This window comes from Mesorhizobium sp. M0910, from assembly GCF_040319465.1.
Classification (GTDB): domain Bacteria; phylum Pseudomonadota; class Alphaproteobacteria; order Rhizobiales; family Rhizobiaceae; genus Mesorhizobium.
Window position 1 is genome coordinate 220,682 of the sequence record NZ_JAMYNZ010000006.1, and the last position, 12,622, is coordinate 233,303.

13 protein-coding genes are annotated in these 12,622 nt (G+C 62.3%); 1 reads left to right on the forward strand and 12 read right to left on the reverse strand.

Annotation, left to right across the window (positions count from 1 at the left end):
• Positions 1-28 precede the first annotated feature (28 nt).
• From rpsO to rimP, 9 genes are all read right to left on the reverse strand, one after another.
• The gene (gene rpsO, locus NKH78_RS17085) at positions 29-340 is read right to left on the reverse strand and encodes a 30S ribosomal protein S15 (protein ID WP_280940423.1); all 312 of its coding nucleotides are present in this window, start codon (positions 338-340) and stop codon (positions 29-31) included.
• Positions 341-480: 140 nt separating this feature from the next.
• Positions 481-1,575, reverse strand: coding sequence for a magnesium/cobalt transporter CorA (corA, locus tag NKH78_RS17090; RefSeq protein ID WP_352740340.1), 1,095 nt, complete (start codon positions 1,573-1,575; stop codon positions 481-483).
• A 146-nt stretch (positions 1,576-1,721) separates the two neighbouring features.
• A complete protein-coding gene (gene truB, locus NKH78_RS17095) occupies positions 1,722-2,675 on the reverse strand; it encodes a tRNA pseudouridine(55) synthase TruB (protein WP_352740338.1) in 954 nt (317 codons plus the stop codon).
• Entirely contained in the window at positions 2,675-3,100 is a 426-nt protein-coding gene (rbfA, locus tag NKH78_RS17100) for a 30S ribosome-binding factor RbfA (RefSeq protein WP_352475973.1), read from the reverse strand. Before rbfA ends, truB begins: the two co-directional genes overlap by 1 nt.
• Before the next feature lie 96 nt (positions 3,101-3,196).
• Positions 3,197-3,547, reverse strand: a complete 351-nt coding sequence (locus NKH78_RS17105; RefSeq protein ID WP_352506142.1) for a hypothetical protein — start codon at positions 3,545-3,547, stop codon at positions 3,197-3,199.
• A gap of 214 nt (positions 3,548-3,761) precedes the next feature.
• Positions 3,762-6,329: a translation initiation factor IF-2 gene (gene infB / locus NKH78_RS17110; RefSeq protein ID WP_352740335.1), complete on the reverse strand. Its 2,568-nt coding sequence runs from the start codon at positions 6,327-6,329 to the stop codon at positions 3,762-3,764.
• On the reverse strand, positions 6,326-6,976 hold the full coding sequence (locus tag NKH78_RS17115) for an RNA-binding protein (protein WP_352740334.1): 651 nt from the start codon (positions 6,974-6,976) through the stop codon (positions 6,326-6,328). The genes infB and NKH78_RS17115 overlap by 4 nt, the downstream gene beginning before the upstream one ends.
• A gap of 38 nt (positions 6,977-7,014) precedes the next feature.
• Positions 7,015-8,610 carry a transcription termination factor NusA gene (gene nusA, locus NKH78_RS17120; protein ID WP_352686820.1) on the reverse strand — a complete coding sequence of 532 codons (1,596 nt, stop codon included), beginning with the start codon at positions 8,608-8,610 and terminating at the stop codon, positions 7,015-7,017.
• 46 nt (positions 8,611-8,656) lie between these two features.
• Complete coding sequence (gene rimP, locus NKH78_RS17125; protein WP_352740332.1) at positions 8,657-9,289, reverse strand: ribosome maturation factor RimP; 633 nt, start codon at positions 9,287-9,289, stop codon at positions 8,657-8,659.
• 281 nt (positions 9,290-9,570) lie between these two features.
• Between rimP and NKH78_RS17130 the strand changes: the two genes are divergently transcribed.
• The gene (locus tag NKH78_RS17130) at positions 9,571-9,735 is read left to right on the forward strand and encodes a hypothetical protein (RefSeq protein ID WP_352644412.1); all 165 of its coding nucleotides are present in this window, start codon (positions 9,571-9,573) and stop codon (positions 9,733-9,735) included.
• Positions 9,736-9,795: 60 nt separating this feature from the next.
• On the opposite strand, the gene trmB is transcribed toward NKH78_RS17130, so the two are convergent.
• The 3 genes from trmB to NKH78_RS17145 all read right to left on the reverse strand — a co-directional run bounded on the left by trmB (position 9,796) and on the right by NKH78_RS17145 (position 12,549).
• Positions 9,796-10,497, reverse strand: coding sequence for a tRNA (guanine(46)-N(7))-methyltransferase TrmB (gene trmB / locus NKH78_RS17135; RefSeq protein WP_352740330.1), 702 nt, complete (start codon positions 10,495-10,497; stop codon positions 9,796-9,798).
• An 11-nt stretch (positions 10,498-10,508) separates the two neighbouring features.
• Positions 10,509-11,798 (reverse strand): methionine adenosyltransferase, encoded by a 1,290-nt coding sequence (gene metK / locus NKH78_RS17140; protein WP_023719567.1) that lies wholly within the window; start codon positions 11,796-11,798, stop codon positions 10,509-10,511.
• Positions 11,799-12,129: 331 nt separating this feature from the next.
• The gene (locus tag NKH78_RS17145) at positions 12,130-12,549 is read right to left on the reverse strand and encodes a helix-turn-helix domain-containing protein (RefSeq protein WP_023676895.1); all 420 of its coding nucleotides are present in this window, start codon (positions 12,547-12,549) and stop codon (positions 12,130-12,132) included.
• Between the last annotated feature and the right edge of the window lie 73 nt (positions 12,550-12,622).

The following is a 12,622-nucleotide window of genomic DNA, read 5'->3' on the forward strand; positions in this document are numbered from 1 at the left end:
CTCTCGAAAGAACCCGCCGGTCAATTCGTCAACGGCGCAGACCGAGCTTCTCGATCAGCGTCTGATAGCGCGCGTCGTCCTTGCGCTTGAGATAATCAAGCAGGCTGCGGCGCTGGGAAACGAGAGCGAGCAGACCACGGCGGGAATGGTTATCCTTCTTGTGGTCCTTGAAATGATCGGTCAGGTTCTTGATGCGCTCGGAAAGGATGGCCACCTGAACTTCCGGAGACCCGGTATCGCCCTTGGCGGTTGCGAATTCGCCCATCAATTCCTTCTTGCGTTCGGCAGTAATCGACATCGTGTTTTTCCTTGTCTGTTTGAGGAAACGGGACGCCCTCAGCCGGGATGTCGTCCAGCAGGGGCCGGTGCAAGCAACGCGTCAAAGCGCGAAGCTGCGGCGCATATAGTGCAATTCCGACAAAAAGGCCAGCCTAATTCACAAGCCGGCTTTTCGCTGCATAAACGGGCACTTCCGCCTAGTCAGAGCCATTTCTTCCATTTGAAGTACGCAAAGAGCCCGACCGCAACAAGCGCCATGAAGGCGAGCGACAGGGGATAGCCGTAATAGGCCTTCAGCTCCGGCATATTCCAGGGCGAGGTGTCGGGGTCGAAATTCATGCCCCATACGCCGACGAGAAAGGTAAGCGGCATGAAGATCACCGAGACGATCGTCAGATAGCTGATGACGTCGTTGGTGCGCGCCTGGCTGAGCGACAAGTGCATCTCGATCAGGCCGGTCAGCATGTCGCGCTGGGTTTCGACCAGTTCGATCAATCGCAGCGAATGATCGAGCGTGTCGTTCAGGAATATCTTGGTTTCGGCCTTCACATAGGGCACGTCGTTGCGGATCATGGTCGCCAGCGTATCGCGCATCGGCCAAAGCACTCCCTTCAGCACATTGGCATCGCGCCGCAATTCGTGAAGCTGCCGCATCTGGTGCTTGTGCGCCTGGTGCAGCATCTGGTCCTCGATGCTATCGACCAATTCGCCAGCAGCCTCGATCGGCGGGAAATAGCTGTCGACGATGGCGTCGATCAAAGCATAGGCGAGATAGTCGGCGCCGCGCGAGCGCAAGCGGTTGGGCACCGAGCTTGCGATCCGCTTGCGCACGGGGTCGAATGGGTCGCCTTCGCGCTCCTGGAAGGTGACGACGAAGGTCTTGCCGAAGAAGACGGCGATCTGTTCGTAACGGTGCGCGGTGACGTCGTCGATCATCCTGACGACGACAAAGGCGTGGTCCTCGAAGAAATCCACCTTCGGCCGCTGACCGGTGTTGACGACGTCTTCCAGCGCCAGCGGATGCAGGTTGAAAATCCGGCCGATCTCCTCGATCAGCTGGATATTGGCGAGGCCTGTGCAGTCGAGCCAGATGACCGGCCAATTGTGGCAATGGGTGTTGACGTCGTCGATGCTGGCATTCTCGATCGTCTTGAACTTTTCAGGCGAGATCAACGTCAGCCTGAGCTCGGAGCGGCGCGCCGCCGGGTCGGCGATCAGCGTGCCCGGCGAAGCCCCGACCGGCGGCCTCCGTGTTTTGAGCGCCGCTCGTTTGTTGACCGTGTCAGCCTTTGCCATGTGCCCCCTCGAGTGCAGCGTCGAACGGCACTACAGCGCAGCGCATCCTTTCGGACGGCAAACGGCACCGTAGCCCCGTTGATTTAACGCATGATCGTTTCCCAAAATAGAATCCGGTTTGGAGATCATGCGCCGGGCCACAGCTGTTACCCGATAAAGACCCGCTTTGGCTTGAACATGCCTTGCTCAATGGCGCCGATGGCGACCAACTTGCCGCGCGCGGTGGCGCAGGCCTCCTCCGCTTCCACCGGCGCGTCACGGCCGCGAATGATGACCGGATTGCCGAGGCGGATTTTGGTTGCCGCATCATCGCTGATCGCGACCTGCGGCAGGCATTCGAGCGCCGCGGCGGTGTCGACCAGGAGTGCATCGATGGCACCGAAGTCGATCGGGGCGTCCGCTGCTTGCGGCTCGCCCTGCTCGCCGAAGCGGGCGATTTCCAGCTCGGCCAGGGTGACGAAATCTTCCTGCGTGAACGGCTCGACCTCGACCCGCCGCAGCTCGGCAATGTGGCCGAAGCAGCCGAGGTCGCGGCCCATGTCGCGCGCCAGCGAGCGGACATAGGTGCCCTTGCCGCATTCGACCTCGAAGACGGTGCGATCGACCATATGCTCGACCAGGTCGAGCCGGCCGATCTCGACCTCGCGTGCCGGAATGTCGACCGTCTCGCCATCGCGGGCAAGGTCATAAGCGCGCTCGCCGGCGATCTTGATCGCCGAAAATTGCGGCGGCGTCTGCATGATGACGCCGGTATATTTCGAAAGCAGCGCCAGCACGTCGGCTTCCGCCGGACGGCGGTCCGAGCTTTTGGTCGCCGGGCCTTCGAGGTCGTCGGTCGAACGCTCCTCGCCCCAGGCAACCGTGAAGCGGTAGACCTTGGCGCCGTCCTGGACGTAAGGCACGGTCTTGGTCGCTTCGCCGAGCGCGATCGGCAGCATGCCGGACGCGAGCGGGTCGAGCGTGCCGGCGTGGCCGGCCTTTTCCGCCTGGAACAGCCATTTGATCTTGGACACGGCTTCGGTCGAGCCCATGCCGACCGGCTTGTCCAGTACCAGCCAGCCCGAGATCGGCCGGCCCTTCTTCTTGCCGCGACGCGCCACTATTCGCTATCCTTCCGGTCGTCTTTGTCTTTGTCGTCGGCGCTGAGATCGCGCGCCACTTCGGGCGAGTGCAGCAATTCGTTGATCTTCTGGAAATTGTCGTAGCTGGTGTCGAGCCGGAAGCGGAATTCCGGCATGTACTTCATCTGCCGCAGCGCGCCGGAGACACGGCCGCGGACGAACTTCGCATGCTTGTTGAGCGCTTCGACCACCACGCCGGCATCCTTGGCGCCAAGCGGTGAGACGAAGGCGGTGGCGATCTTCAGATCGGGCGACATACGCACTTCGGAAACCGAGACCACGGCATTCTCGATCAGCGGATCGAGAATTTCGCCGCGCTGCAAAGTCTCGGAGAGCGCATGGCGCACCTGCTCGCCGACGCGCAGCATGCGCTGGGATGGGCCAGCTGTTGATGGTCTTGGCATGAAAATCTCTTCTCTCAGTGCGGGTTCGAACCGCCTCAAACGGTTGACTTAGCGCCGTTGATCCGGCTTGGCTACCCCAAGGAACCTGCACCTCAGCTAATGTAAGGTGCGCGGCACTGAATGCTCTGTCTCCGGGCCGGCCTGTAATGAGACCATGAACGAAACGATCCTGTCGTATTCGGCTTTCAAATCGCTCTCGGACCCAAATGCACTCATCGGAATAAACCAGCCACCCTCTTGCGTCACAAAACCGATGCCGAATTCGGTCAGAGTAACTCGGCTTACGGATTTCCATCCGATGTGGATCTCTGTATCTGCGGCACGCTTTGAGATGCCGGCGACATCCACTCGGATCATGGTGGGTTCAGGCTCGAAATGAGCAACCTCGACTCGCCTCGCCAGAATGGGGCCGAGATTGATCATGATACCCGTGACAATGGTCATCATGCCCACAACTCCCGCGACTCCGGCCAAAGCACCGGAGCCGTCGAGATAGTTTGTGGCAAGCACAAGCGGAATGCCAACGAGAAAGCAGTAAAACAACCGTCTCAGGGCGCCGAGACGACTTTCGCTCCGCGCCCTTGAGTAGACCCCTGAAAAATCGGCAGGAGACAAGAACAAAGCGGTACTCAAGGCTTCGTTCTTGCTCCATATGCCGACACTACAGCGTCCTGGTCACCATCTCGACGCGGAAGCACTCGATGACGTCGCCGGCGCGCATGTCCTCGTAGTTCTGGAAGGCCATGCCGCATTCCTGGCCGGCCGGAACTTCCGAAACTTCGTCCTTGAAGCGCTTCAGGGTCTTCAGCGTGCCTTCGTGGATGACGACATTGTCGCGGATCAGGCGCACGCCCGCACCACGCTCGACCTTGCCTTCGGTGACACGGCAGCCGGCGATCTTGCCGACCTTGGTGATGTCGAAGATCTCGAGGATCTCGGCATTGCCGATGAAGGTCTCGCGACGCTCCGGCGAGAGCAGGCCGGAAAGAGCCGCTTTCACATCATCGACCAGATTGTAGATGATCGAATAGTAGCGGATCTCGATGCCTGCCGCAGCCGCGGCTGCGCGGGCCTGCGCGTTGGCGCGAACGTTGAAGCCGATGATCGCAGCCCCGGACGTTTCCGCCAGCGACACGTCGCTTTCGGTGATGCCGCCGGCCCCGGCATGGACGATGCGGGCGCGCACCTCGTCGGTGCCGAGATTGTCGAGCGCCGCATTGATCGCCTCGATCGAGCCCTGCACGTCGCCCTTGATGACCAGCGGGAATTCCTTCAATCCGCTTGTCTGCAATTGCGACATCATCTGTTCAAGCGAGCCGCGCTGGCCGGCATGCCTGGCCACCGCCTTCTCACGCGCCAGACGCTGGCGATATTCGGTGATCTCGCGGGCGCGGGCCTCGTTGTTGACAACGGCGAAACGGTCGCCGGCCAGCGGCGTACCTTGCAGACCGAGGACTTCCACCGGCATTGCCGGCGGCGCTTCCTTGACCTGCTCGCCGCGATCGTTGACGAGCGCGCGTACCCGGCCCCATTCGTTGCCGGCGACGAGAATGTCGCCCGGCATCAATGTGCCGGTCTGCACCAGCACGGTAGCAACTGGGCCGCGGCCCTTGTCGAGCTGGGCTTCGATGACCACGCCTTCGGCGGTGCGGTCCGGATTGGCCTTCAGGTCGAGGATTTCGGCCTGCAGCAGGATCGCTTCGAGCAACTTGTCGAGATTGATACCCTTGGTAGCCGACACCTCGACATCCAGCACCTCGCCGCCCATCGATTCGACGAACACCTCGTGGCGCAGCAGTTCCGAGCGCACCTTCTGCGGATCGGCGTCATGCTTGTCGATCTTGTTGATCGCCACAATGATCGGAACGCCGGCCGCCTTGGCGTGATTGATCGATTCGATCGTCTGCGGCATGACGCTGTCGTCGGCTGCCACCACGAGGATGGCGATATCGGTCGCCTGGGCACCGCGGGCACGCATCGCCGTGAAGGCGGCGTGGCCGGGCGTGTCTATGAACGTGATCTTGTGACCGTTCTTCTCGACCTGATAAGCGCCGATATGCTGAGTAATGCCGCCGGCTTCGCCGGACACGACGTTGGCATTGCGGATGGCATCGAGCAACGAGGTCTTGCCGTGATCGACATGGCCCATGATCGTTACCACCGGCGGACGCGGCTGCAGGTCCTCGGGGCGATCGGCGATGTTGAACAAGCCCTCTTCGATGTCGGACTCGGCGACGCGGCGGACCGTGTGGCCAAATTCGGTGGCGACCAGTTCGGCCGTGTCAGCGTCGATGACGTCTCCAGGCTTCAGGATCTGGCCCTGCTTCATGAAGAACTTGACCACGTCGACAGCGCGCTCGGACATGCGCTGCGCCAGCTCCTGGATGGTGATGGTTTCGGGCAGGATCACTTCACGCATGACTTTCTCGCGTGGCTCGTTATGCAACGCGCGCTTGAATTTCTCCTGACGGCGGCGCATCGACGAGAGCGAGCGGGCGCGCGCATCCTCGTCGGAAAGAGCCGAATTCAGCGTCAGCTTGCCGCGGCGGCGGTCTTCCTCGCCCTTGGTCGGCTTGGCAGGACGTGCCACTTCGGGCGTGACCAGACGGCGCACCGGTGCACCGGCACCGGCCCGCTTCGGCTTGACCTCTTCCTCGTCATCGACTGTCGCCAGTTCGGCGGCGAGCGGCGCACGGCGGCGCGCCTCTTCCTCGGCACGGCGGCGGGATTCGGCCTCGGCTTGCAGCCGTGCCTCTTCCTCGGCCTGACGCCGAGCCGATTCCTCGCGCTCGCGGCGGCGGCGCTCTTCGTCCTCGCTGCGGCGCTTGGCCTCCTCGATGGCGCGCTGGCGATCCTCGACGTCGCGGACCTTCGAGCCCTCGAGAGCCCGGCGGCGTGCTTCCATTTCCTGGCGCGACAACTCGTTCAGCACCATGCCGCCGCGTTCGATCGGCGGGGGAGGCGGCGGCGCCTTGGGAGCTTCCTGCACGGCAGGCGCTGCCGCGACCGGCTTCGGCGTGAAAACGGACACAGGCGCTGCCGCCGGCTCCGGCTTGTCGCCAGGCAGCGAGAACTTGCGTTTCTTGGTCTCGACGACCACCGACTTGGTGCGGCCATGCGAGAAGTTCTGGCGCACCGTGCCCTGTTCCATACCGGGGCGCTTCAGCGTCAAGGTCTTCTTCGGCGTAACACTCAGCGTCTTGTCGTCGCCCGATTTCGTATCGCTCATTCCATATCCTCTGCGGCATCATCTTCGTCAGCAACGGCCGCAAGCATTGCCAGATCGTCCGGGGAACCGCCCCGATATCGGTCGAGCGCAACCATGCGCTTCTGGACCGCCCTGCCCGCGTCTCCCGCGAGAACGGCAGCATGTATCACATTTGTACCCCCCAATGCCAAGCTCAACTCGGCCTCGGAGAAAAGTTTGTAAGCGCGGATCGCAGGCCCGCCGAGGTGGACGGTTGCCCGTCGCGCCTGGCTTATCTTGCGGACGCCATCGTCGGAGGCCTCGGTCGCGTGGAGCACGAAAAGTGCAAGTCCGCCGCGCACGACGCTCTCGACCTTGGTCGCTCCGAGCGCTATGGCGCCCGCCTTGCGGGCCAAGCCAAGCATGCCCAGAGCGGACCTGGAAAGCAGCGCGTCGACCATACCGCCAAGATCGGCTGGCACGCTCACCTGCGCCTTGAAAGCACGGGCAAACAGGTTTTTGGCCGCCGCCTTTTCTATATGTAGGCGGTCGGCCGTCACCCAGCAACCGCGGCCGGGCAGGTTTCTCTTGATGTCCGGAACGACGGCCGAATCCGGGCCGACGACGAAACGGATCAGCTCATCCGGTTCGGCTTGCCTGCGGGTGACGATGCAGGTGCGATCGTTCATCTCGTCCAAGGGCGGGTTCGGTGCGATGCGGTTTCACCTCACGCACCGACGGTTTCGTCAGCCGGCGCACCCTCGGCGGCAAGCTCGTCTTCGGTGATCCAGCCAGCCTTCAGGCGAGCCGCCAGGACCATCTGCTCGGCATCGGCGCGTGATACGCCATGGTTGGCGAGCACACCCGGGAATACCTTCGTCTCGCCGTCCTTGCGTTCTTTCCAACCGGTCAGGTCGTCGGCGGCGTAGCCGGCGAAATCCTCGATCGTCTTCACGCCGTCCTCGCCGAGCGTCACCATCATGGCGGTGGTGATGCCGGGAATCTCCCGCAATTCATCCTTGACGCCGAGGGCCTTGCGCTTCTCGTCGTGCTCGGCTTCGATCTTCTCCAGATATTCGCGGGCGCGGGTCTGGATTTCCGAAGCCGTGTCCTCGTCGAAGCCGTCGATCGACGCGATTTCGCCGGAATCGACATACGCGACTTCCTCGACGCTGGTGAAGCCTTCGGACGCGAGCACCTGGCCGACCATCTCGTCGACGTCGAGGGCTTCCATGAACAGCGACGACCGTTCGACGAATTCCTTCTGGCGGCGTTCGCTCTCTTCCTGCTCGGTCAGGATGTCGATATCCCAGCCGGTGAGCTGCGAGGCAAGACGGACGTTCTGGCCGCGGCGGCCAATGGCCAGCGACAGCTGATCGTCGGGAACGACGACCTCGATGCGCTCGGCATCCTCGTCGAGCACGACCTTGGCAACTTCCGCCGGCTGCAACGCATTGACAATGAAGGACGCCGCCGAAGGCGACCACGGAATGATGTCGATCTTCTCGCCCTGCAATTCACCGACGACCGCCTGGACGCGGCTGCCGCGCATACCGACGCAGGCACCGACCGGATCGATGGAGCTGTCGCGCGAGATGACAGCGATCTTGGCGCGCGAACCCGGATCGCGGGCGACCGACTTGATCTCGATGATGCCGTCGTAGATTTCCGGCACTTCCATGGTGAACAGCTTCGCCATGAACTGCGGATGGGTGCGCGACAGGAAGATCTGCGGGCCGCGCTGTTCGCGGCGCACGTCATAGACATAGGCGCGGACGCGATCGCCATACTTGTAGTTTTCGCGCGGAATCAGCTCGTCGCGGCGGATGATCGCCTCGCCGCGGCCGAGATCGACGATGACGTTGCCGTATTCGACACGCTTGACGGTGCCGTTGACGATCTCGCCGATACGGTCCTTGTATTCGTCATATTGCCGGTCGCGCTCGGCCTCGCGCACCTTCTGCACGATGACCTGCTTGGCCGACTGGGCGGCGATGCGGCCGAAATCCATCGGCGGCAGCTGTTCGGCGATGAAATCGCCGAGCTGGGCGTCCGGATTTCGCTCGCGCGCCGAGGAAATGGCAATCTGGGTCGCGTAGTCGTCGACCTTCTCGACCACTTCCATCAGCCGCTGCAGCTTCATCTCGCCGGTATTCGGATTGATATCCGCCCGGATATTGGTTTCCTGGCCGTAGCGCGAGCGCGCGGCCTTCTGGATCGCATCGGCCATGGCGGCGATGACGATCGACTTGTCGATCGACTTTTCACGCGCGACCGCATCGGCGATCTGCAGCAGTTCAAGCCTGTTGGCGCTTACAACCATCTTCTTTCTCCCGAGCTTGTCGCCGACCTTACCGCCGGGAGCCCAATCACATTTCCTGTTCGGTTTCGTCTTCCGCACCCGCTGGTGCGTCTTCGGGTTCGCCGCGGCGTTTCCTGGCTTCCTTGCGCGCCCGGTTGTCCTTCGACAGTGCATCGCGGATAAGATCGTCGGTCAGAACCAGCCGCGCTTCGGCAATCGCATCGTAGGGAACACGCACCGTCGGCTCCTCGCCGTAAGCGGCCTTGTCGCGCTCGATCACCACACCGTCCGCGTCGCTTTCGGCGATCCTGCCCTTGAAGCGCTTGCGGTCGGCGACGAGAACCGACGTCTCCGTCTTCACCAGATGGCCGGTCCAGGCTGCAAAGTCCGATTTGCGGACCAGCGGCCGGTCGATGCCCGGCGACGACACTTCGAGATGATAAGCCTTCTCGATCGGATCATCGACATCGAGCGCCGGCGACACCGCCCGGCTGACCTCTTCACAATCCTCGACCGTCATGGTGCCGTCCTCGCGCTCGGCCATGATCTGCAGCGTCAGCCCGTTCTGGCCCGACAGGTGCACACGTACCAGGCGGAAGCCAATGGCCCGCAGTACCGGCTGAACGATCAGCGCGATGCGCGCATCGATGCCGCTTTCGCGGATGATGCGATCGTCGCCTTCGCTTGCCATGACTGTCATTCGGTCCTGTCGCTCGATCCCTGTTGGTCGGCAGGTAATAAAAAAGAGCGGGACCGGGTGGACCCACTCTTCGTCATACCGACCAAGAATTTGAAGCTGATATAGACGATCGTGGTCCTCGTTTCAAGCCCGTCGTGCATGACGGCAAGGCTCCGAGTCCGCAGCGCTGCGCCAAATGCATGGCGCCCATGCAGTGATCCCCCTTTGAGCACCGGCCACGCACGACTATCTATATTGCATTGCACAATTGGAGCGCTCACTGCGCTCGAAAGGGTACGATCATGAACAATCGTGGATTTTTTTCAGCCATAGGCGATGTCTTTAGCGTGTTCGGCAGCGCCGTAGCAGCGTCGCGGGCTGTGGAAAACGGTCGCAAGCCGCGTGCGCATGATCTGCGCAATCTCGGCATGGAGCCGGCAGCCTTCGACAATATCCGTCGCTTCTGAGCCAGGTGAGCGCCGAGAGCCTTCGGCCCGCTCGCCTTGTGCTCAGCTCTAATTTCCCGATTATTTCCGCACGAAGGTCAGATAGGCGGGCCGTCGGCCTTCGCGAATGGCCTTGGCCTCATAGCGCGTCCCCGGCCAGCCATCATAGGGCCGATGCCAGTCGGCGGCTTCGCTTGCCTGCCACGTGAAGGCGCCGTGCGCACGGCAATGCAGCAGCGTCCAGTTCACATAGCTGTCGATGTCGGACGCAAAGTGGAACTTTCCGCCGTGCTTCAGGACGCGCCCGAAGCGGTCGAGATTGACCGGGCTGACGAAGCGCCGCTTCCAGTGCTTCTTCTTCGGCCACGGATCCGGATAGAGGAGGTCAATGCCGTCAAGCGAAGCCTGCGGCAGCCAGTCCAGCAGGCGCGTGGCGTCGTCATCATAGACGCGCAGATTGGCAAGCGGCCGCTCCCGGACCGCCATCATCATCTTGGCCATGCCGTTGACGAAAGGCTCGACGCCGATAAAGCCGGTCGCCTGGCTGGCCGTAGCACGGTGCAGAAGATGTTCGCCGCCGCCAAAACCGATTTCGAGCTGGACAGCGGAAACTTCGGCTTCGAAAAGGCTGCGCAGATCGGCCGGCGGTTCAACCGTCAGATCGAGCCTGTAGGCGGCGAAGCCGCTCTCCAGCGCCGCTGCCTGCTGTGGTCGAATGGTCTTGCCGCGCCGGCGACCGAAAAAGGCCTCGGTCGCACGGCTTGGCCGGTCCTTCGGGTCCATAGGCGCCGCGGTTAGGCGGCGACTGCTTCGGCGACCGGTTCGGCGAGAGCGTCCTTGAGCGCCTTGGCGAGATCGGTCTTCTCCCAGGAGAAGGATCCGTCGCGGCCGGCCTTGCGGCCAAAATGGCCGTAGGACGACGTCTTGGCATAGATCGGCTTGTTGAGATCGAGGTGGCGGCGGATGCCAGACGGCGACAGGTCCATCACGGTGCGCAGTGCACGCTCGAGCTTTGCCTCGTCGACCTTACCGGTGCCGTGGAGGTCGACGTAGATCGACAGCGGCTGGGCGACACCGATCGCATAGGAAAGCTGGATAGTGCAGCGATCGGCGAGCTTCGCGGCAACCACGTTCTTGGCGAGATAGCGCGCCGCATAGGCGGCCGAGCGGTCGACCTTGGTGGTGTCCTTGCCGGAGAAAGCGCCGCCGCCATGGGGCGCAGCCCCACCGTAGGTGTCGACGATGATCTTGCGGCCGGTCAGGCCGGCGTCGCCGTCGGGCCCGCCGATGACGAACTTGCCGGTCGGGTTGATGTACCAGTTGCAATTGTCGGCGATCTTCAGGTCGCCCAGTGCTTCGCGAATATAGGGCTCGACGACGTTGCGCACCTTCTTCGAATCCCATGTCTCATCGAGATGCTGGGTCGACAGCACGATCTGCGTCACTTCCGCCGCTTTGCCGTCGACATAGCGGACGGTGACCTGGCTCTTGGCATCCGGCCCGAGCCTGCCTGCATCACCGCTGCCTTCATGGCGCGCAGCGGCCAGCAGTTCGAGGATCTTGTGGCTGTAATAGATCGGCGCAGGCATCAGGTCCGGGGTTTCGCGGCAGGCATAGCCAAACATGATGCCCTGGTCGCCGGCTCCCTCCTCACCTTGCCGGTCGGAGGCGTTGTCGACGCCCTGGCCGATATCCGGCGACTGGCCGTGCAGCAGGACCTCGATCTTGGCCGTCTTCCAGTGGAAGCCGGCCTGCTCGTAGCCGATTTCGCGGATTGCCTTGCGGGCGACCGACTTGAACTTGGCCGGGTTGACAATCGGATGGCCGGCCGCATCCTTCAGGACATTGCCCTCCTTGTCCTTCTTGAGCAGCGTCTCGGGGACGCGCACCTCGCCGGCGATGACAACGCGATTGGTTGTCGCAAGCGTCTCGCAGGCAACGCGGACCTTCCACGGGTCCATGCCGGTCTTTCTGGCTTCGCGATAGACGAGATCGACAATCTCGTCGGAGATGCGGTCGCAGACCTTGTCGGGATGGCCCTCGGCAACGGATTCCGAGGTGAAGAAGTAATTGTGCCGCGTCACGGGTGTCCCCTCTTGAAAAAATATCGGCAGGCCGCCGATTTTGGCGCGCCAGTTGTTAACGGTGCCGGGCGCCGCTCGTCAAGCCATGCAGCCGTTCTGGCATGAATTTTGACGTTATTTATCTCTGCATCCCGAGACGGCGGCAGGGCGCACTGCGATCAGCCCTTGCGCCAACAGACTGAGGGAAAACGACGTCGAGGAAGCGTGTCGAGCAAAATCGATCCGCGCTTTAGCGCATCGGCGGAACGCACATCCCTCGATGCGGGCAAGCGCGAGAAATTGCGTGCCCAGCGACGACGAACTCTACCTCTTTGAACTCTTCGCGAGCCAGTCAATCGACCTCGTCGGTGGAGAGCGACTTCACAAGCTCAATGATCTTACGGCGCACTTTCACGTCGGCGATCTTGACGAAGGCGCGGTTCAGTTGGAGCCCTTCCGGGCTGCCGCAGAATTCGACGGCGGAGGTCATCGACGCATCCTCGGCAAATCCACGGTTGCCCACGGGCTCCTGACCGGGCGCATCCTCAAAAAAGAAGGCGACGGGCACGCCGAGTATGGAGGCGATTGCCTGCAAACGGCTGGCGCCGACGCGATTGGTGCCCTTTTCGTACTTTTGGATCTGCTGGAACGTTATGCCGAGGTTTTCGCCCAGTTTTTCCTGGCTCATTCCCAGCATATTGCGGCGAAGCCGGATGCGGCTTCCGACGTGGATGTCGATCGGATTCGGCTTTTTCTTGTTTTCTTCTGTCATTTTGTCCTCGCCGAATTTTTCCGGCTTTTTCTATTTTGCTGCCCAAACGACGCCGCGGCCCGTGCCCCAACAG